A 20,560-nucleotide genomic window follows, 5' to 3' on the forward strand; every position below is an offset into this window, starting at 1 on the left:
ACGCCCCCCTTTTGATTTCAGCTTAGCATATCACACTGAAAAAACAAAAGAAAACGCTAACCAATGATCATTTTTAGCTATTTCTCATCTTTAAAATCAAGCATTTTTTGCCGGTATAAAATCGTAGGGAGAACTGTTTTCCATACCAATCATCGGATCTACTAACTGGTTATCGATCACTTCTGCTGTAAGAACGAAATCTTTAGAAACAGCAGGTTCTACCTCTTCTTTCTTTTCTTCTCCAACAAATGAAGAAAACAGATCTGGTTCCACTGTTTCCATTACTTGTTTTTTCGATTCATTCGTCCCACTGTCATCTTCTACAGGTAGCTTTTCTTTTACAACCCGTGGCTCTTTTGTATAGTTCCCATCTTCAAATGGATCATTTCCGACCAAAGAATCTTCATAAGCTGCTAGTTTTGTCCGCAGAGTGATATTCATTTTATCATTATCTATGATCCTTGATTTCAACGTAGTCATCCGGCTTGCTGATTCATTCGCTACACAAGTGACATAGGCTTGCTCTTCCCCTAACAAAATCAACAGTTCCTTACTGCGGGTCACTGCCGTGTAGAGCAAATTACGCTGAAGCATTCGCTGATATTGATGGACCATGGGCAAAATAACCATCTTGAATTCACTGCCTTGTGATTTATGGATTGAGCAACAATAAGAAAGAGTGATTTTATTCCATTCGTTTCTTTTATAAGTGACCTCATTTGCATCAAACTGGATAACTAATTCATCCACTTTATCTTCAGAATCTTTTGCCAAGATGATACCCGTGATTTCTCCCATATCTCCATTGAATACATTCAATTCGGGAGTATTGACTAATTGGAGGACTTTGTCTCCTATCCGATAAACGGTGTCGTTCCAATGTACTTCCTTTTTTCCAGGTTTCCCTGGATTGAATATCTCCTGCATCATTTTATTTAACGCATCGATCCCTGCAGGTCCCCGATACATTGGTGCTAATACTTGGATATCTTGTGCACGGAATCCCTTATTTTTCGCTTTTTCCACAATTTTAGAGATCAAGGGTTCAATTTGATAAGCATCACTTCGGAAATAGGAACGATCTTTTTGATTCTTTGTGAAATCTTTTGGCAGACGTCCTTCTTTGATCTCATGGGCAAGAGGAATAATACTAGAACCATCACCTTGCCGATAAATCTGATTGAGTTCCATTTTGGGAATTTGTTCGATTTCCAAAAGATCATGGAGTACTTGACCAGGACCGACAGAGGGAAGCTGATCTTTGTCTCCTACTAAGATAACTTGCATATTCGTCGGAATCGCTTTGAATAATGTGTTAGCCAGCCATGTATCGACCATAGACATCTCATCAACAATCAAAAGTCCGCCTTCTAATTCTTTCGTACTGACTGAAGGTGTTTTTTCCCGTCCATTCAGCCCCAGAAGACGATGGATCGTACTGGCAGGCAGACCTGTCGTTTCGTTTATTCGTTTAGCTGCTCGGCCAGTTGGTGCTGCAAGTAGAATAGGAAAAATTTCTTGGGTATATTTTGAAAGATCCAATTCCAGTCCGTTCAACTCTGCAAAAAGATTGACGATTCCGTTGATCACAGTAGTTTTCCCCGTACCTGGTCCTCCTGTTAAAATAAATAGAGGGGAACGGATTGCTTCAGCGATAGCTTGTTCTTGCGAAGGTCCATACTGTATGCCGAATATTTTTTCGATACGCCGAATATTCTTCTGCACTTCTTTTTCAGGATAATGGATTTCTTTTTTACGACTGAGAAGGCGCTGGATCGAATTACCGATCCCCCATTCAGAAAAGTACAAACTGTTTTCGTAAAGATTAGTCTCTTCTTGTTGTATCTTTCCTTCTTCAACAAGTTGGATAATTACAGTAGCAACCTGATCAGGCTGGATTTCAATTGGGCGACTTGTTTCTAAAATACGGATCGTTTGCTGAAGCAATGTCTCCGCCGGTACGTATGTATCTCCTGTTTGAACTGCATGCTGAAAAATCTGATGCAAGATAGCTGCTCGAATTCTTCTCGGTGAATCTGCTGCAATACCGATTTGTTCGGCTAGATTATCTGCACGTTTGAACCCGATTCCTTCTATGTCTTCGACTAGCTGGTACGGATTTTCTTCGATGATATCCAAAGACTCGTTCTTATAGGCCTGGTAGATACTGAAAGCTAACTGACTACCGAACCCGTAACGATTCAGTCCCATGATCACTTGATCCATCCCGTGGTTTAGCCGAATCGTCTCAGCAAGCATTTCTCTTTTTGGCTTCGTCAAACCGGAGATTTGTTTTAATACCGAAGGATCAGCAATGATTTTTTCGATAGCATCTTCTCCCAGCAATTCTACAATTTTTTCTGCTGTTTTCTTCCCGATTCCTGGGAATTTTTCGCTGGAAAGATACGCTACGATCCCATTTGCAGTTGTTGGCTTTTCTTGCTCATATCTTTCGAGTTTAAGCTGCCTTCCGTATTTAGGATGATCCACTAATTCTCCATAAAAACGATAAGTCTCATTTTCTTGAATATCGCCGAAACTTCCGGTGACTACAATCTCTTTTTCACGGTAATCAGCTGTGGTTTCACTGATGTGTACCAAAAGCACTTTGTAAAAATTACTAGGATTTTGAAAAAAAATCGCGGCAACTGTACCAACGAAATAAGGCATTTCTTCTGGCTGCATCGGAAGCCGCCTCCTTCTTCTATAGTAAAGGTTCTGGTGCTGTTTCAGTTCCTAAAAAATCTGTTTGGTTCCATACTTTCAGTTCATATGGCAATAATCTGCAAGGCTCTTCAGTCTCTAAAATCGTCAAACTACTATTGAACAATCCACCCATTTCACGCAACTCACTTAGCTCTTTTCCTGTCATCCATTGAATGGCTGCAGTTAAAGAAGCTCCATGTCCTACGAATAAAAGTGGGCCATCTTTATGTTGGGCAACCGCATCTGCTACAACAGTTTCGATACGTGTGATTGCCGATTCAATCGTTTCTCCGTGAAAAGGAGAAGGATCATACAGATCTAAATGATTACGCAAATTCGGCAGATTATCCGGATATTTCTGGTACATTTCATCGATCGACTGACCTTCTAAAGTACCCAGCCCTAGTTCTCTTAGCTTATCTGTATAAAAAATCTCTACCGGACGAGCAAGCTCTTTGTTGATACCTTCTGCTGTATCACGTGCTCGCTTTGCTGTACTGGAATAAATTGCTTTAAAAGGAACATATTTTACCTTTTTCCCAAATGCTTTGATTTCTTCGTAACTTTGTGGCAAAAGCGGAGAATCGCCATTGCTCCCTTGAAAACGTCTTTCCTGATTCCATTGTGTCTTCCCATGTCGGGTAAAATATAGTTCCATACGCAGCAAACTCCAGTCTTTCTTTTATTTTACTCTATAATAAACTGTCTAATCCAGCTTGTCATTTTCATAGTGATGCGTCAATTCTAAATTAGGGAATCCTTGCTGGCGAAGTGCTTCATACACTATCATTGCAGCTGTATTCGATAAATTCAATGAGCGGACATGCTCATCATTCATAGGGATGCGTAAACACTTTTCTTCGTTTTCACGCATAAATGTTTCTGGCAAACCGGTTGTTTCTTTTCCAAATAAAAAGAAGTGCTCTTCTCCATCAGCAAAATTTTCGTCACTATATACTTTATGGGCAAATTTTGAGATCAAATGTAGTTTACGATTACCTAAAAATGTTAAAAAAGCTTCTAAATTACTGTGGTAAGTAATATTTACATCATTCCAATAATCCAACCCTGCCCGTTTTAGATGTTTGTCATCAGTTGAAAAACCTAGTGGCTCGATTAAATGAAGCGGAGTATTCGTGGCTGCACACGTACGGGCAATATTTCCAGTGTTTGCAGGGATTAATGGTTCAAATAAAACGATATGATTCATCAGGATCATTCCTCTCATATTTATGTTCGTTTCTATTTTCTGACAATTTGATTTTTGCATAAAAAAAAACGTATCAACTCGGTGTCAGTCACTGCGAGTCGTTACGTTAGTGAAGCTCTTCTCACTAACTTTTATCAGAACAGGAACCTGATAAAAACCAATGAAAAAACAACTTGTTGCTAATATAACACCCTCAACTTTTTTTTGCAACCTCTACTCATTAAAAACTGCTAGAAAAACGTTTTCTCTTAGTTCCTTTTAATAATTCTATGTCAATTGTAATCTTCTTCAAAGGATTCTTATATAAGTCTGCTTTGATTCGCTCTTCTACCTGCCATTCTAAAGGTGACATGGCCAAAAGATCTTTTTGATTTTCCTCTGGTATCTCAAATTCATAGGTTACACGCTGACGTTCAGTTAATTTCATTGCTTCAGCAAACTTGGCTACTACACGTTCATTGGAATAACTCTGTTTTTCAGGTTGATTCGGATAAAAAGCCTGACGTAGTTCCTTTAAATAATTTTCTTGTGGCACCACCTTCAACACTTCTCCATCTTCTGAGAGTACACGTTGGAATTCTTGGTAATGAGAAGGCGAAAAGATATTTAAAACCGCGTTGAATGTTTGATCAGCAAACGGCAAATTGGTCAAATCAGCTACACACCAAAATGCTTCGGCAGATTGTTCTGTAGCTGCGTAGACTCCTTCTTTTGAAATATCAAATCCAACAGCATTTTGAATCTTTTTCAATTTTGAAAGTTCATTCAAGAAGCTACCTTCTCCGCAGCCAACATCTAATAGCGAGACTTCTTCAGGTAAATGCTGCGCAATAGTCTCAATAACGGGCTGATACATGCCAGATTGGATCATTCTACGCCTTGGAACGAACATTCCTTGATCGTATTCTGTTTTAACCGCATGGGATAAAAAATAAAGTGTTCCTTTTTTGGAAAGGTCAAAACGGTGATTATTTTTGCATATCAAGCCATTATCAGACTTTTTTACTTCTTCTTGGCAAACCGGACAGCGGAACAGCTGATGATTTTCTGCCAAAAACTGGCGTCCTCGGTCAATTTTTTTTAACATAGTTCCCCCTCATTTCTGTTTTATCTTACCGTTAGATGCTCACTTTGGCAACTGCTAAAAATATGATACAATGCCTAGAAGAAAGTGAAAGATAAAGGAGAAGATTAGATGATCAAAGAATTTTGCGCTGAAAACTACACATCTATTCCTCTAGCAATTGCTAGAGGAGCCGATCGGATCGAATTGTGTGACAACTTAGCGGTCGGTGGCACAACCCCGAGTACTGGTGTGATCGAAGAAACGTTAAGTTATGCTGGGGAAAAAGATATCCCCGTAATGACGATTATTCGTCCTAGAGGGGGCGACTTCGTCTATAACGATATCGAATTGAAAATCATGCATACTGATTTGATTGAAGCAAAGAAATTAGGGACGGATGGCGTAGTATTTGGTTGTCTTACTCCTTCAGGCTGGCTAGACGAAGAGGCCTTAGAACTATTGATCGAAACAGCAGAAGGGTTGCAGATCACCTTCCATATGGCTTTTGACAGTATTCCTGAAGATCGGCAATTCGAAGCAATCGATTGGCTGGTAGAACATGGTGTTGACCGTATCTTGACTCATGGCGGTCCTGCTGACAAAACTATTGTAGAAAATTTCCCACGGCTTAAAGAATTGATTGCCTATACAGATGGCCGCTTAATCATTTTGCCTGGTGGTGGTGTCACTGCAGAGAATGCAGCACATGTAGCTAAAGAATTGAACGTAAGCGAAGTACACGGAACCAAAATCGTGGATCTTCAGTTATAATCTTATAAACAAAAAAACATTTGCAACAGGCATAATGCTTATTGCAAATGTTTTTGTTTTTTTACATAAAATAGCCCATAAATAAAGAAGCAATATTGAAATAAATCAGTACACTCGTCAAATCGCTCAAAGTCGTGATAAAGGGACCGCTTGCTACTGCTGGATCAAATCCTAGACGATCCATTAGCATCGGGATTAAACTACCTGCAAGATTCGCCACTGTGATTGCAAATAGCATAGCCATCCCTATGACAAACCCCAAGATAAAATTATGTTTCCAAAAACCTACGATTAGAAAAATCGTGATCCCCGTAACAGCTCCTGTGACAACGCCGGTCAAGACTTCAGCCAAAACAAGTCGAACAAATCCATGATCTTTCTCATCAGAAATCGCAAGTCGACGAACAGCCACAGCTAGCGACTGGGTTCCAGCATTACCGGCAGTTCCTGTAATCAGCGAAATGAAGACTGCTAAAATACTCGCTTCACTTACCAAGTCTTCATAGTGACTGATTAAAGAAGCGGTCGACATACCTAAAAACAACAGAGTGATCAGCCAAGGCAAACGTCGAGACGCTGCCTTTACTGGATTTTCATTAATTTCTTCCACATTGACCCCGGCAAGTCCTGAATAATCGCTAGCAGCTTCATCATCAATAACGTCGATGATATCATCGACTGTGACGATTCCTAACAAATGATCATCATAATCGGTAACAGGAAGAGCTAAGAAGTCATAATCCCTAAATGTTTGTGCCACATCTTCTTGATCGTCGCCTACATGAACTGAAAGCACTCGTTCGCTCATCAGATCAGAAATCATTGCGTCGTCATCATTCACGATTAGGTCGCGCAGAGAAATAACCCCTACTAGCTGACCTTCTTGATTAACGACATAGATGTAATAGATTGTTTCAGCTACATCTGCTTCGTTCTTCAGCACGTACATCGCAGAGCGAACAGTTTGATTGGCTACGATCGAAACAAATTCAGTTGTCATGATCGCGCCAGCTGTTTCATCCTCGTAATGGAGAAGTTCCTTGATTTCACTGGCATCGTCTGCCGACATCAAACTTAAATATTTAGCAATTTGCTTTTTATCCAGCGTATTAAGCAAGTCAACAGCATTATCTGTATACATCTCAGAAAGCATATCAGCTGCATAGCTAGGACGCATTTCATCTAGGTATTCTTTCATATGTTCGTTGTCTTCTTCAATCACATCGAACATATCCGCTAATTCTTTAGGCGACAGATAGGAATAGATCAGCTGCCTGTTCTCTTCTGTAAGAGATTGGTAGAATTGCCCCTGCTCATAGATATGCATCTCTAAAAAACTGTTTCTGAATGCCTGAATATTATTTTCCCTTAAATCTTGAGTCAACTGGGCAAATCTTTCCTCTAATTCTTGATTTTCATCCAAACCAATCTCACCTCGCCTTATTCTTCAAACCGTCTCACAACTGCCTCCATGTCTGCGGCTAAAGGCTGCTTGAACTCCAGCAACTCTTCTGTAAATGGATGGTAAAAACGCAGATCATAACAATGAAGGGCTTGTCTTTTTATTCCCAGATCCATTCGCCCGCCATACATATCATCACCGAGCAGGGCACAGCCAATTGCGGAAAAATGAACTCTTATTTGATGTGTCCTTCCTGTATGCAGCTGGATATCAACTAACGCGATTTCTGTTAGTCGCTTCTCTATCCAGTACTCAGTCTGTGCCGAACGTCCTTCATCAGAGACCATTCGCTTCAATAGCGAAGAATAATCTCGGGCGATCGGCAAATCGATATGTCCATGTGCCGATAAATCTGAAAGCCTTCCACTGACTAAGGCCTGATATTTTTTCACAAACTTCTTTTCACGAAGTTGCATATCTAATTTTGCGTGCGCAAATCCATGCTTTGCAAAAAGCATCAAACCAGATGTATCCCGATCTAGTCGCGTCACCACATGGATTACTTGGTTTTCGTAACCTTGTTTTTTATAATAAGCCTTTACACGATTAGCCATTGTCCCATTTGGATGGTATTGGGCAGGAATAGACGAAACGCCTGCTGGTTTATTTACTACCAGAACGTGTTCATCTTCATACACGATATCGATCGGTGTTTCATCCAAAAGTACGGTTTCATGTTCTCCTTCAGCAGGAATCACAATGGTTACCTTATCATCCTTAGCTAGAGAAAACAAGACATTTTCTACTTGATCATTAACTTTGATTTGACCGCCTTGAAATTTTATTTTCGCTAATAGACCCTTTGAGATCCCTTTTTCTTTTAAAAAATATTTTACTTGCTGAGAATGATCTTTCTCATAATCCCATGTAAACTGCATATCAATCCTCACTAATAAAGGCATCTTTCACACGATGCCAAAAATGCATATGTCGATAAGAAGCAAAATGGATCCGTTCTTCTGCTATTCGATAATAAATTGAGCGGATATTTGCTTTTGCGACATTCAATTGATCAACCGTTACAAGATAATCTTCTGTATTTTCCAATTTTATTTCTAGCCATTCATCATGGGCAATCACGATCGGAGAACCCAAAGTACGAAACACTCGATTATTCAGTGAAGCAATCTCTGCCAACTGAAAGGCATTGATACTAGGATGGATCACAGCACCGCCGACACTTTTATTATATGCTGTCGAACCAGTAGGCGTAGAAATCGTCAATCCATCTCCTCTAAAACTTTCAAACAGCTCGTTTTTGATGTATACATCGGCTACCATCGTACGATTGGCCCGTTTAATCGTTGATTCATTCAGTGCTAAAAAATGCTGGTCCGGTGTTTCATCCAAATAACTGATCCGAACATCCAGCAAGGGATAACTAACACTTTGTTCCCGGTTCGTTCGTAAGCTGTCTACTAGTTCTTCCAGCTCGTAATCCCGCCAATCCGTGTAAAACCCTAAATGACCTGTATGCACGCCCAAGAAACGCACATCATTCAGACAATGACTGTAGTGATGGAACGCCGACAATAATGTGCCGTCTCCGCCGACTGAGATGACCAATTCTGGCTCATGATCATCTCGTTGAATCCCTGCTTGTTCTAAAAGTGCGCTCAAACGTTCTGTCACTTCTATAGTCTTTGCTTCTTTATTATGAACGATCGCTACTTTCATCCCCTGCCTCCTCTCTTTCGCTTTCTTTCTTCAAAAGCGTTCGATAGTAGACATCATCTGATTTTCCTCTTCCATGGGAGAATAACCGCTGTGCTTCTTGGATTTCTTCACGGATACTAGACATCTCTTCATCCAACTGATAGGCAGCTTCTGCCGCACGCTGAAGTCGTTCACTCATTTCTTCTGGAAAAACGCCTTGATATTTATAATTCAGCGAATGCTCAATCGTTGCCCAGAAATTCATCGCAAGAGTCCGAATCTGGATTTCCGCCAAAATTTTCTTCTCACCGCTGATCAGCTGTACAGGATACTCGATCACCAGATGATAAGAACGGTAGCCACTTGCTTTTTTATTTGTGATGTAATCTCGTTCTTGGAGAACTTTCATGTCTTTTCTTTTACGGATGATCTCAACAACTTGATGGATATCTTCTACAAACTGACACATGATCCTTAACCCGGCAATATCAGACATTTCTTCTTCTAAACGTCCCATTGGAATATGCCGTAATTGTGATTTTGTTACAATACTATCGACTGGCTTGACTCTCCCAGTGACAAATTCAATCGGGACATGTCGATTTTGTTCACGGAACTGTTTGCGGATCCCCCGCAGTTTCACTTTCAATTCTGATACAGTTTGTTCATATGGTGCTAAAAATGCTTCCCAATCTCGTTCCATAGCTGATACCTCTACTTCATTAACATTCATTGTTTATTCTACCATATATGCAAAGTTTTTTCGTACTCTTGATTTATGCATTGACCAAAAAAAGAAAATTAGGCAAAATAGACAAAAAGGAGTCGATCAAATGACACAAATGCTTGAAATCGAATATAAATCTATGCTGACAAAGCAAGAGTACGAGATATTCATCGCTCACTATCAATTAACAGATAAAGATTTCCGTGTACAGACTAATATTTATTTCGATACCGTTGATGAACAGCTGAAGAAACAAAATTGTGGCCTACGGATCCGTTTCGTTGGTCATCAAGCTGAATATACATTAAAAACACCTGCTGAAAAAGGGCGTCTCGAAACAACGGATACCTTTATAACAGAAGAAGCAGAAGCATTTATCTTCGAAAAACGTCTGCCTCGTTCAGGCGCAGTTTTTCAAAAACTTTCTGATTTGAATATCGATCCTGCTTCATTAATCCAAACCGGAAAGCTTACAACAAAACGGGCTGAATTCCCTATTGAAGAAGGACTTTTAGCTATTGATGAAAGCTGGGGAGACAATCTACACGATTTTGAACTGGAACTAGAGGTAGGGGATGCATCTGTGGGAAAAATTGCTTTTATAAATTTTTTAAAACGTTTTTCTTTACCTTATCGTCCTGCTAAAAACAAGATCCAACGTATGCTTGAAGCTAAAAATTAGAAACCTTTCATTTTCACAAGGCACTTGAGTTCATTTTTTTACTTTTTTCTGTTAAGTTATAGGATGTGAAAGAATCTAGTCACTAGTTGTATAGAATCTATTTTGGGGGAGATTCATATGATCGAAATCTATTTATTTGTTAATCCTTTAGGGGAATACTGTTTCGAAATGGAACAACAGTTATTACAATTTATCGAAGAAGAGTACGGGACACCATCAAAAGAAAAGATGCAATTTCGCTTTCTTCCTTTGGTCAATTTGCAGACAATTGGGGATGTCATGCAACAAAAAGGAATTTCTCAGAACAATCTTGAGGAACGTAATCACTTATTCTCAATGACTTATTCTGCAGCATTAGACTGCAAAGCGGCGCAGTTTCAAGGAAAGAAAAAAGGCCGCCGTTTTTTGATCAAATTGCAAGAAGCAGTCGGCTGTAATGACATACCATATTCTCAAGAACTTGCTGAATCCATATTTGAAGAAATCGGCGGCGATTTGAATATGTTTAAAGAAGATCGGCAGTCTGACTTCGTTAAAGAAGTATTCTTTTCTGATCAAAAAATTGCTCGGGAAATGGGCATCACAAAACACCCTTCTGCAGTCGTTTACAATTATGCCTGCGACCGTGATTTTGGTGTTTTAGTAGAAGTAAAAGGTACAAGTAGCCTTTGGAGAATCACAGAGCTGTGTAAAACAACAGATAACTCATATCAAGTTTTTAATGGTGAACATTTACATACAAATGATTCTCAGTTCCATTCAAGAACTAGCCATTTACACTTGCTTTCTAATTAAAAAAATACGTCGACTCCCTTACAAGAGAGCCGACGTATTTTTTTCGTTTCTATTCGAGAAAATCAAAAATAGAAAGCCTTATAAACGATCGATCAATTCTTCTAATTCATTTAGACGTTGTTCAAACATCGACATTGCATCTTCGATATATGCAGCCTGTGTCATATCAACTCCTGCTTTTTTCATTACTTCCACAGGATAATCGCTGTTACCTGCTTTTAGGTAAGCCAAGTAGTTCTCTAGTGCCTCTGGTTCCTGGTTTAGTATTTTCTTCGCCAGTGCTGAAGCAGCAGAAAAGCCAGTCGAGTATTGGAAAACATAGTAATTATAATAAAAATGCGGTATCCGTGACCATTCGAATTTAATTTCTGGGTCTTCTTCGACTGCTGGACCATAATATTTTGCATTCAATTTACCATAACTATCACTTAGGTATTCACTAGTCAATGGCACACCTTTTTCATCTTCCGTATGCATGAAATGCTCGAATTCAGCGAATTGTGTCTGGCGGAAAACTGTTCCTTTAAACCCATCCAAGTAATGGTTGAGTACATAAGCCCGTACACGAGGGTCTTTTTCTGTTTCCAATAAATACTCCGTTAGGATATTTTCATTCGTTGTCGAAGCAATTTCTGCTAAAAAGATGGAGTAGTCGCCGTACACATAAGGCTGGTTCGAACGAGTGAAATAACTATGAACACTATGTCCCATTTCGTGGACAAGCGTAAATAGCTGATCCAGCGTATCATGCCAATTCAATAAAATATATGGATTTGTGTCATAGCTTCCCGAAGAATAAGCACCGCTTCGTTTCCCTTTATTTTCGACAACATCGATCCAACGTTCAGAGAATGCTTTTTCTACGATGGCCATGTATTCTTCACCCATTGGTTTCAGTGCTTCTAAAGCTTTTTCTTTTGCTTCTTCGTACGTAAAGGTAATTGGAGCTTCCCCTAAGACCGGTGTATAAAGATCATACATGTGCAGTTTTTCCACTTCTAATAAACGTTTCCGTAATTCCATGTATCGATGTAACAAAGGCAAATGCTTGTTTACCACGTCTACCAAAGTATCGTATACACTTTCAGGAATATGATTATTGCTCAAAGACGCTTCTCTGGCAGAGCTGTAATTACGGACTTTCGCTTTAAAATTATGTCCTTTTATATGTGTGCCTAAAGTAGAAGCAAATGTATTTCTAAATTGTTCGTAAACACTGTACAATCCCTTAAATGCTGCTTCGCGTACCCTTCGATCCGTGCTTTCTAGCAACTGACCATACACGCCATGAGATAATTGGACTATTTCACCATTTTCTCCTTCAATCGTTGGAAAAACTAGATCTGCATTATTCAAAACAGCAAATGTATCACTTGAAGCATCAAAGATTTCACCTGCTCCAGCAAGAAGAGATTCTTGCTCAGCAGATAAGACATGGGCTCGATTATCTACTATTTGCTGGATATAATGGCGATAGACTTCCAATTTTGGTTCTTCTTTGAAATATTGCCAAATCTGGTCATCTGACAATTGCAATATTTCTGGTTCAAACCAGGAAACGGCTTCACTAACTTTCGAAAACAGACTGCTTGCTCTTGCATAAAGCGCTTGGTAATCTGTATTTCCAGTGTCTTGATCGTTTTTAAGGTGCGCATATACATAAATGACTTCAGTTTGGCGATAAACCCTCAATACGAATTCAATCGCATTTAAAAATTGAGAAGCGCCTTGATCAAGTGTTCCTTTGTGTTTTTCAGATTGTTTTAACTCTTCTGATAATTCCAAATATTTCTCATCAAACTCTTGGTCGCTTGAAAAGATCTTGGTCAAGTCCCAAGTTAAATTTTCAGGCAATTCTTCTCGTTTTGGCAACTGCTTTACTTCCATGAAATCCACTCCTTTTCTTCCCTTAGCTCTATCTATCAAAATAGATCATAGTCTAACATCCACATGTCACAGCATCTAACTTTTCTACTCATTCATGTGTCTGCTTCCATCAATTTTAGCATAACTAAATCTTGTTTTACATAGAAAACCGATTCCTAGCCTATTTTTATACTTACTATTTTTTCAAAGAAGACAAGTGTATGCATTCGTTAAAAAACTGCTGATAGACCATCTCTTCATCAATCATAGGAAAAAGCCATTCCCTTTTATGTTCTTTTATTTGGCAAAGCCATGAGTTGAAATCAGGAACTTTCTGGTTTTCCAAGGCTTCTTCGTACAACATTCGATAAAGAAAAACCTGTTCTTGTAAATAAAAGAAAAACCGACTTTTTTGATAGATCCACGATGATAGATGCAAAAGATGTTTATGACGCAAGTAGCATTGTTCTTGTATGGATACTGTATTCTTTTGCTTGTGAATAAGTTGGCGTGTCAGCCATTTCTTCCCATCTTCACTCACTTTTTCTATTTTTTTCATTTGGTTCATTTTAATTTCGTTACTAGTGAATATTTCTTTAAGGTCCCTACTAGAAAAAGTCCAGCAGCTACTGCAAAAGGAAATATGCCCTGATACAGTCTCTGTAATATGATGATACAAATAAAGCTTTTGTTTCTTGAGATCAGCTTTCCAGCAATGCACTCCTCTTTTTCTATTATAGTAGCAGCAACTTTTTTCTATCAATGAGAATTGCGATTGTCCAAAAAAAGAATTCCCAAGTATCCACCATACTTGGTAACTGTTATTCAAATAATTTTGGGTTCTTTCAATAAATCTCTGGTGAGACAGTCTAGAACATTGGATTTCTATTGCTAGATTCGCCAACAAAATATCCGGCCTTTGCCGCAACCTCGGCAAATAGGCTTCCAAAAATACTGGTTCTACTGACTGTCCCAGCCAATCCATGAAGCATTCCTTTAACTGTAAGTGCTCTTTTGATTCTCTTTCACTAAAGACCGAACAGTTATCTGATTTTTGATGGGCAAAATGAGCACATTTTTTCTTTCCCTTTTTCAAAATCACTCTTTTTCGACAGCCACGACAATAATATTTCTTTCCTTTTTCTGCATGTTTAGCAAAACAGCACTTATTATATTCATTCATTGCAAGCAGCATTTTTCTCCCTCTGAACTTATTTACGTCTAAGAATTTATTTATACGAAAAAAGAGGGCGTGAAAAAGCTATTCTGCATCAAGTAATAAGAACAGCTAAACAAAAATAGTTCCCAATATTTTTCGTTTGGTTGGGCTTGTTACCGCAGATGCAAGCTTTTGAACACTATTTATACGAAAAAAAGACTGCGACACAATTTTTGTCGCAGTCTCTTACTATAATGCTGATTTATACAAAATAAAATTTCGTTCGCTCGATAGCATTACGCGCCATCAGACATTTTCCATATTCATTCAATGTTTCTGGTGTACGATCGCTCTTTTCAGCAAACTCCAAAATTCGAGCAATCTGATTCTCTACATCCGCTTGGTTGAGATTTTCCATCCAGAAGTGAACGACTAGGTAATAGCGCTCTTCGAATAAATACAAATCAGTCCAAGCAGACTCTAGTTCGACATCTGTTGCAAGTTGGATCACTTGTTCAAAATCTTCAAAAGCAAAAGTTGCTTGTCTTTCCTGTTCTTCTAGGGCGCTTCCAGATAATTCTTCCTCCGGATCGCTGCCAATAATCTGCTGACGAAGAAAGTCACTCACATCTTCTGAATTAACAGTAGAATCTTCTGATTGAGAAATTTCTTCATCCGGAAGATTTTTACTGATAAACAGTTCTAATCCGTCTCCTTTTGGCAAAACTTGGAAAGTGACAGCTTCGCTTCCTCGGAACTCCTCTTCGATATCAACTTCTTCCAAAATACTATAAAAGAAATTTTCGATTTCTTTGTGATTGCCAAGTAAATCCAAAAATGAAACGCCCCGTTCCTCTAAATCTTCATGACCAATTAGTACACGGATCGTATTTTCATTAATATGTTCCATTTCCATTTTGCTACACCTCACTTTGCCACAATGTTTAATATAGATTCATTGTAGCGAAATCAGCTTAAATGTAAAGAAAAAAAATCTCGCTGTTAAGTGAATTTAATAAAACCAGCGGATTTTTCAACCTTTCAAGCTATCTTATTTAACTATAACATTTTTGGCAGACGAATACTATATAGCCGACTTTTCAGCTAATTTTTCCTCTCTATTTTTCGCGCAATCATCATCTTCTATTACCTTTTTATACATCTAATCAAGAATACTTTTTGTAAAAACAAAAAAACTTGGAAAAACTATCTTTGTAATAGTCTTTTCCAAGTTTCGTATTATCCTTCTATAATCCAGCCATCAATTGTGCTTGACGTAATTCTAATTGTCGTACATCGCGCGGTAGGAACCGACGAATTTCATCTTCATTAAAACCAACTTGCAGACGTTTATCATCAATCATGATTGGACGGCGAAGCAATCCAGGATTGTTTTGCACAAGTTCCAATAATTCTTGTAACGGCAGATCATCTAAATCCATGTTCAGTTTTTGGAATACTTTGGAACGTGTCGAGATGATTTCTTCTGTTCCGTCTTCTGTCATTTGTAAAATCGCTTTTAATTCAGAACTGTTCAATGGTTCTGAAAAAATATTACGTTCAACAAATGGAATCTGATGTTCTTGCAACCACGCACGAGCCTTTCTGCAGGAAGTACAACTTGGGGAAGTATATAATGTTAACAACGTGCACCACTCCTTTTCGTGATAAGAATCACTTTTTTGTAACAGAAGATCATAATAATCTCCCATCTGTTTCTATTATACATAATCAACTTTTAAATAGCTACCTTTTTTTCATAATTTTTTTAAAAAAATGAAAGTTATCTAAGGTTAATATACAGTAAAACCAGCATTCTCGCTTTTTTTATCATTTAAAAATTAGAGTTTTCAAATCTAATTCAAATTTTCTAAACATATGAAACAGCGTATAAAACTGTACTATTATTTTATCTCAAAAGCTAAATGAAACCGATTTCTTAAGATTTTTTATGTTTTTTATTTCTTTAATAGTAATGTTTTCTGTCATTTTAAATAATACTGTTCTTTATTATAACGCTTATTTTCTCTGTTATATAAGCGTAGTATTTTAAAGCAATGATTACTAAATAAAATTTACTATAAACAAATAAATCAAATAACGTTATTTTATGTTTGAATAGTTATATTGAGACTGTATTAAAAAAATAAATCTTTCGAAAATTCCACAGAGATTGCATTAAAATAAATCAATCGACTTCTACCATAATGATTAATTTGTTCATCAAACTTATTGACGTGTTTCACGATTTTTAGTGAAAAAAACTGAAATATAAAAACCTTATTCTGTCAAGGAAATAGAAATATAGTAAGAAAAACCTTTATTTATCAGCTTTTTTAGACAATTTTTTCTGTTACAATAGTCAAGGATTTGTGAAAAAATCAATGAAAACCGAAAGGCGTGTAAAATTTTGATTAAATCAGTTGTGTTTGATATTGATGATACGATGTATGATCAGCAGCAGCCATTTCGAAACGCGGTCAAAAGAGTCGTTCCGCTTGTTTCAGATGCAGATATGCATCCACTATATATCCGGTTCCGCCATCATAGTGATGAAAACTTCCCAAAAGTAATGGCAGGAGATTGGACACTAGAATATATGCGAGCACATCGGATCAGCCAATCACTAAAAGATTTAGACTACCCTCATATTACGGAAGAAGATGGCCTCTTATTTCAAAAAATTTACGAGGAAGAACTTGATAATATCTGCTTGCATGAGGAGGTCAAAAAAACCCTCGATTTCTTGAAGGAAAAGAATGTCCCATTAGGAATTATCACAAATGGGCCGACTGACCATCAGACAAAAAAACTGAAGCAACTTCAATTGAACAATTGGATTCCTTCCCGCAATATGCTCATTTCTCAAGCAACAGGTTTCCAAAAACCAGAAAAAGAGATTTTTCAGCTGGCTGAGAAAGAATTTCATATGCTTCCAGAAGAGACCTTATACGTTGGCGATAATTACGACAATGATGTTCTAGGTGCAAAAAGTGCTAACTGGCAAGCGCTTTGGTTCAACCATCGAGAACGCAAAATTGAACAAACTCCAATTTGCGATATCGAGATTTCTTCTTTTGATCAGCTGTTAGAGACAATGAAGACAATCTTTGTATAACCTTTAAAAATAGAAATAAAAAAATGATAGCAAGGAAGCTGGGATAAAATGGAATCCCAGCCTCCTTGCTATTTTTTAAATCAAATAAACAATCGCTTCTTTAGAAAGACTTTCTTACCCATTACTGAACGCTTTTTCGAGTCTCTTACTCCTCGATTTCTCCTACACTTAAAATCATGCGGATGTCTTCTTCAGTCAGTTTCGTCAACTGTTCTTCATTACCTTGGATCACTTTTTGGAACAGTTCGCGTTTTTCTTGCTGGAGTGAATCCATGCGTTCCTCAATCGTTCCTTCAGAGATCATACGCCACACTTCTACCACATTTTTTTGTCCGATCCGATGTGCACGTCCAGCAGCTTGTTCTTCAATGGCAGGATTCCACCAAAGGTCATACAAGATGACCGTATCTGCTCCCGTGAGATTCAATCCAGTTCCCCCAGCCTTTAAGGAAATCAGAAAAACATCTTTTTCGCCAGCATTAAATGCGTCTACCATACTTAACCGATCTTGTGGTTTCGTACTGCCTCTTAAATAAAATGTCGAGATCCCTAGCTCGGCTAACTCTTCTTGCAAGATAGTCAGCATCCCTGTAAATTGAGAAAACAGCAAAACTCTTCGTTTGTTCTCTTTGGCAGCTACCAGTAGATCTTTTACTTGATCGAGCTTGCCGGAACCGCCTTGGTAATCTTCAATAAACAGACGAGGATCGCAGCAAATTTGTCGCAGTCTTGTCAGACCAGCAAGTATCCCGATCCGATTTTTCTTGAATGCTTCAGAATCCATTGATGTGATTTCTTCACGCATTTGACGCAAGTAAGCTAAATAAACAGTTTTTTGTTCTTCTGTAAGTGCAGAATATAGATTCATCTCTGTTTTTTCCGGCAAGTCTTTCAACACAGTTTGTTTATCTCGCCGTAAAATAAACGGTCGAATCATTTGCGCAATTTCTTCTGCGGCAAGTTCCCTGAATTTTGTTTTAGTCGGGAAAAATCCTGGCATAATCGTTGCAAACAATGACCACAATTCTTCTAAATTATTCTCGATTGGTGTCCCACTCAGTGCAAACCGCTGAGGTACAGCTAATTCCCTCAATGCTTGTGCAGTTTTCGTACTGCTATTTTTGACCATTTGTGCCTCATCAAGAATCAAATAATCAATTTTTTGCGACTGATAATTAGCTAGATCTTGTCTTAAGCTGGCATAAGAAGTCACTCGGATATCTGTGTCTTTAGCCAGTAATTCTTCACGTTCTTTTTTATTCCCATTGATTACTTGGATACTCAAAGAAGGGGCGAATTTTCTCACCTCTGCCTGCCAGTTGTAAATTAAGCTCGCTGGCGCTACGATCAAAGCAGAGAAGCTTTTCCGTTCTTCTTTTTCCGAAAGTAAAAAGGCAATTGTCTGTAGTGTTTTCCCAAGTCCCATTTCATCGGCTAAAATACCGCCAAACTGATAATGACCTAACATCTTCAACCATCGAAAACCTTGCTTTTGATAATCTCTCATCGTTGCATTCAATCCTTTGGGAAGCTGTGCCTGGTATCTTTCTGGATGAATGAGATCTTGTACCATCGTTTGGAACGATTCACTAAAAGTAGCATTGCTTTTTTCCAATTGATTTTGAATGATCAATCCTTGATTTTTAGGTACATGGATCGTTCCTTCTTCTGTACGTATCGATTCCCGTAATTGTTGCAACACTTGGCTTGTTTGTTGAAATTCTTCTGAATCAAAAGAAAGAACCTGACCATTTTCTAATGTATAAAAAGCATCATTTCTCAGCAAGCTTTGCAGGACATGATCGATTTCTTGCTCCTCTATCCCTGTCACATCGAATCGAATATCGAGCCATGAACCGGTCTCGGTTACTTCGATTTTCGGTTGATGTTTATGCGCATCTAAATACAACTCTCGCAATTTTCTTCCAAGTCTGACTTCACCAAACTGACGGAAGACAGATAGTTCTGTGCGGAAAAATGCATATAGTTCTTCCCCGCTTGGCAATGGACGTTCATAACCAGTTTCATTTTTCTGGTAGCGATACATTCTGAATAGATCAAGTACTCGTTTCTCTTCTACTGTGTCACGTAACACCTGAAAAGTCTGATCTGTCGAGGCCTCATGCTTCGGGTCAGTCGAATAGATGACTTCGCCATAGACGAAATCGACTCGAGCTTGGATTTTTCCTTTTGCTTTTCGGAAAAAGAAAATAAATTCGACGGGGATATCTGCTACTTCCTCTTCTACTGCAGGGGCAATAGCTACGTCGCCGATCTCTGAAAGCAGAGGGATAATCTCTTTAAACAAAGACGGTAATTCTTTTTTCTTGAACACTACTTCTGGTTTCTCCAATCGGCGAATCAATTGTTTCCAAGTTTGATAAACCGTTTGTTGATATTTCGTCAGAGAATAAAATGTCCCTTGGATAACTCCCCACTGATAATGCATAAAGAAAAAATCAAAATCATTCAATGCTTGCAGCAAATAATCTTCTCCAAATTTTTCCACTTTGAATGATAAAGGTTTGTTTTGATCGGAAAATTGTATTCCTTGATCGTTTTGTTCATTTATCTGCAGATGCAAACGTGTAGTCTGATTCATCTGCTCTAACAGGAAGCGGGCTTGTTCTACTGGGAGAAGCAGATATCTTTTATCTAGTTTTCCTTTGACTTGTAAGCCGTTCGTACCTAATAATTGATGCGTCTGAGCACTTCCTGCAAGATGCGTGAGTATTTTTTGATCTTCTTTTTGAAACGCCCGTTTATCTAGACGAAACTGGTACTGTTTATTAACAGTGTAAGTTTCTTTTTCTGCGTAAGCTTGTAAAAAATCATAGATGTTTTTTACGATATATGTTTTTTTCGGTGATGCCAATGAACCGATACGCAAGTAAAGTGCCAAAATAGAAAGCTCTGGGTGATACTGATTAGTCTCAATCGTTTCTACTTGGTATTCAATAATCAAAGGTTGCACCGCTTGAGGATTGTTTTGTGTTTTTAGACGAGAAAAACCTTTTGCAATGATTTCTCCCTCACTTGTTGCTTTTACCGGTTCTAGCATTGGCTGGTCTTTTTTCATGATACGAGATAGATTTTTCGACCGTAAATAAAGTTCCACAGCAACTGTATGCTTACAATATTTATGTTCCTCCCAATAGGGACATTGGCAGTAATCTATCTCTTTTGCTGTACCATCCAAATCAACCATATACAATTCACTGCCCAAGACTTCTGCATGCCACACGTTTTCTTCTTGGTCAGGGACAACCGATAACACTCGGCCTTCTTGCAAGTATTGACGTCCACGTGCAATGACTTTTTCTGGAATACTCCATTTCATAG

General features: G+C 38.3%; 17 protein-coding genes. 4 read left to right on the top strand and 13 right to left on the bottom strand.

The features are described 5' to 3' along the window. Positions 1–96: 96 nt before the first annotated feature. The 4 genes from recD2 to OS138_RS02570 form a co-directional block, all read right to left on the bottom strand. On the bottom strand, positions 97–2,685 hold the full coding sequence (gene recD2, locus OS138_RS02555) for an SF1B family DNA helicase RecD2 (RefSeq protein ID WP_087626405.1): 2,589 nt from the start codon (positions 2,683–2,685) through the stop codon (positions 97–99). Positions 2,686–2,704: 19 nt separating this feature from the next. Next, the gene (locus OS138_RS02560; protein ID WP_002294557.1) at positions 2,705–3,364 is read right to left on the bottom strand and encodes a histidine phosphatase family protein; all 660 of its coding nucleotides are present in this window, start codon (positions 3,362–3,364) and stop codon (positions 2,705–2,707) included. Positions 3,365–3,412: 48 nt separating this feature from the next. Further along, complete coding sequence (trmL, locus tag OS138_RS02565; RefSeq protein ID WP_002289592.1) at positions 3,413–3,916, bottom strand: tRNA (uridine(34)/cytosine(34)/5-carboxymethylaminomethyluridine(34)-2'-O)-methyltransferase TrmL; 504 nt, start codon at positions 3,914–3,916, stop codon at positions 3,413–3,415. 220 nt (positions 3,917–4,136) lie between these two features. Beyond that, positions 4,137–5,003 (bottom strand): methyltransferase domain-containing protein, encoded by an 867-nt coding sequence (locus OS138_RS02570; RefSeq protein ID WP_002294559.1) that lies wholly within the window; start codon positions 5,001–5,003, stop codon positions 4,137–4,139. 108 nt (positions 5,004–5,111) lie between these two features. On the opposite strand from OS138_RS02570, the gene OS138_RS02575 reads away from it, so the two are divergent. Beyond that, a complete protein-coding gene (locus OS138_RS02575) occupies positions 5,112–5,753 on the top strand; it encodes a copper homeostasis protein CutC (RefSeq protein ID WP_002294560.1) in 642 nt (213 codons plus the stop codon). A 61-nt stretch (positions 5,754–5,814) separates the two neighbouring features. Here OS138_RS02575 and mgtE read toward each other — a convergent pair whose 3' ends face one another. From mgtE to OS138_RS02595, 4 genes are read right to left on the bottom strand one after another with little or no spacing between them, the layout of a single operon-like run. Then, on the bottom strand, positions 5,815–7,176 hold the full coding sequence (mgtE, locus tag OS138_RS02580) for a magnesium transporter (RefSeq protein WP_002294561.1): 1,362 nt from the start codon (positions 7,174–7,176) through the stop codon (positions 5,815–5,817). Positions 7,177–7,193: 17 nt separating this feature from the next. Continuing rightward, a complete protein-coding gene (locus OS138_RS02585) occupies positions 7,194–8,093 on the bottom strand; it encodes an RluA family pseudouridine synthase (RefSeq protein WP_002294562.1) in 900 nt (299 codons plus the stop codon). Position 8,094: 1 nt separating this feature from the next. After that, positions 8,095–8,892, bottom strand: coding sequence for an NAD kinase (locus OS138_RS02590; protein ID WP_087626402.1), 798 nt, complete (start codon positions 8,890–8,892; stop codon positions 8,095–8,097). Continuing rightward, a complete protein-coding gene (locus OS138_RS02595) occupies positions 8,870–9,574 on the bottom strand; it encodes a GTP pyrophosphokinase (RefSeq protein ID WP_002289848.1) in 705 nt (234 codons plus the stop codon). Before OS138_RS02595 ends, OS138_RS02590 begins: the two co-directional genes overlap by 23 nt. Positions 9,575–9,704: 130 nt before the next feature. Here OS138_RS02595 and OS138_RS02600 point away from each other — a divergent pair, with 130 nt between their 5' ends. Continuing rightward, positions 9,705–10,280: a CYTH domain-containing protein gene (locus OS138_RS02600; RefSeq protein ID WP_002289849.1), complete on the top strand. Its 576-nt coding sequence runs from the start codon at positions 9,705–9,707 to the stop codon at positions 10,278–10,280. Positions 10,281–10,397: 117 nt separating this feature from the next. Continuing rightward, positions 10,398–11,075, top strand: coding sequence for a ClpXP adapter SpxH family protein (locus OS138_RS02605; protein ID WP_002289850.1), 678 nt, complete (start codon positions 10,398–10,400; stop codon positions 11,073–11,075). A gap of 78 nt (positions 11,076–11,153) precedes the next feature. Here the strand turns inward: OS138_RS02605 and pepF are convergent, their stop codons facing one another. The 4 genes from pepF to spxA form a co-directional block, all read right to left on the bottom strand. Then, on the bottom strand, positions 11,154–12,962 hold the full coding sequence (gene pepF, locus OS138_RS02610) for an oligoendopeptidase F (protein ID WP_002288947.1): 1,809 nt from the start codon (positions 12,960–12,962) through the stop codon (positions 11,154–11,156). Between the two features lie 175 nt (positions 12,963–13,137). Next, entirely contained in the window at positions 13,138–14,136 is a 999-nt protein-coding gene (locus tag OS138_RS02615; protein WP_087626401.1) for a competence protein CoiA, read from the bottom strand. 226 nt (positions 14,137–14,362) lie between these two features. Then, on the bottom strand, positions 14,363–15,016 hold the full coding sequence (locus OS138_RS02620; protein WP_087626400.1) for an adaptor protein MecA: 654 nt from the start codon (positions 15,014–15,016) through the stop codon (positions 14,363–14,365). A gap of 331 nt (positions 15,017–15,347) precedes the next feature. After that, the gene (gene spxA / locus OS138_RS02625) at positions 15,348–15,746 is read right to left on the bottom strand and encodes a transcriptional regulator SpxA (protein ID WP_002296384.1); all 399 of its coding nucleotides are present in this window, start codon (positions 15,744–15,746) and stop codon (positions 15,348–15,350) included. 764 nt (positions 15,747–16,510) lie between these two features. On the opposite strand from spxA, the gene OS138_RS02630 reads away from it, so the two are divergent. Continuing rightward, entirely contained in the window at positions 16,511–17,218 is a 708-nt protein-coding gene (locus OS138_RS02630; protein WP_325069650.1) for an HAD family hydrolase, read from the top strand. Between the two features lie 145 nt (positions 17,219–17,363). Here OS138_RS02630 and OS138_RS02635 read toward each other — a convergent pair whose 3' ends face one another. Continuing rightward, positions 17,364–20,558 (bottom strand): DEAD/DEAH box helicase, encoded by a 3,195-nt coding sequence (locus tag OS138_RS02635; RefSeq protein ID WP_325069651.1) that lies wholly within the window; start codon positions 20,556–20,558, stop codon positions 17,364–17,366. Positions 20,559–20,560: the final 2 nt, after the last annotated feature.

Source organism: Enterococcus sp. E5-37 (genome assembly GCF_035726925.1).
In the GTDB taxonomy this organism is placed as follows: domain Bacteria; phylum Bacillota; class Bacilli; order Lactobacillales; family Enterococcaceae; genus Enterococcus_B; species Enterococcus_B faecium.

Coding starts and splice junctions, on each gene's coding strand:
- recD2 (WP_087626405.1), bottom strand. CDS start 2,685: ATGCAGCCAGAAGAAATGCCTTATTTCGTTGGTACAGTTGCCGCGATT.
- OS138_RS02600 (WP_002289849.1), top strand. CDS start 9,705: ATGACACAAATGCTTGAAATCGAATATAAATCTATGCTGACAAAGCAA.
- OS138_RS02590 (WP_087626402.1), bottom strand. CDS start 8,892: ATGAAAGTAGCGATCGTTCATAATAAAGAAGCAAAGACTATAGAAGTG.
- OS138_RS02570 (WP_002294559.1), bottom strand. CDS start 5,003: ATGTTAAAAAAAATTGACCGAGGACGCCAGTTTTTGGCAGAAAATCAT.
- OS138_RS02635 (WP_325069651.1), bottom strand. CDS start 20,558: ATGAAATGGAGTATTCCAGAAAAAGTCATTGCACGTGGACGTCAATAC.
- OS138_RS02585 (WP_002294562.1), bottom strand. CDS start 8,093: ATGCAGTTTACATGGGATTATGAGAAAGATCATTCTCAGCAAGTAAAA.
- OS138_RS02560 (WP_002294557.1), bottom strand. CDS start 3,364: ATGGAACTATATTTTACCCGACATGGGAAGACACAATGGAATCAGGAA.
- pepF (WP_002288947.1), bottom strand. CDS start 12,962: ATGGAAGTAAAGCAGTTGCCAAAACGAGAAGAATTGCCTGAAAATTTA.
- OS138_RS02620 (WP_087626400.1), bottom strand. CDS start 15,016: ATGGAAATGGAACATATTAATGAAAATACGATCCGTGTACTAATTGGT.
- OS138_RS02615 (WP_087626401.1), bottom strand. CDS start 14,136: ATGCTGCTTGCAATGAATGAATATAATAAGTGCTGTTTTGCTAAACAT.
- OS138_RS02605 (WP_002289850.1), top strand. CDS start 10,398: ATGATCGAAATCTATTTATTTGTTAATCCTTTAGGGGAATACTGTTTC.
- OS138_RS02595 (WP_002289848.1), bottom strand. CDS start 9,574: ATGGAACGAGATTGGGAAGCATTTTTAGCACCATATGAACAAACTGTA.
- OS138_RS02575 (WP_002294560.1), top strand. CDS start 5,112: ATGATCAAAGAATTTTGCGCTGAAAACTACACATCTATTCCTCTAGCA.
- trmL (WP_002289592.1), bottom strand. CDS start 3,916: ATGAATCATATCGTTTTATTTGAACCATTAATCCCTGCAAACACTGGA.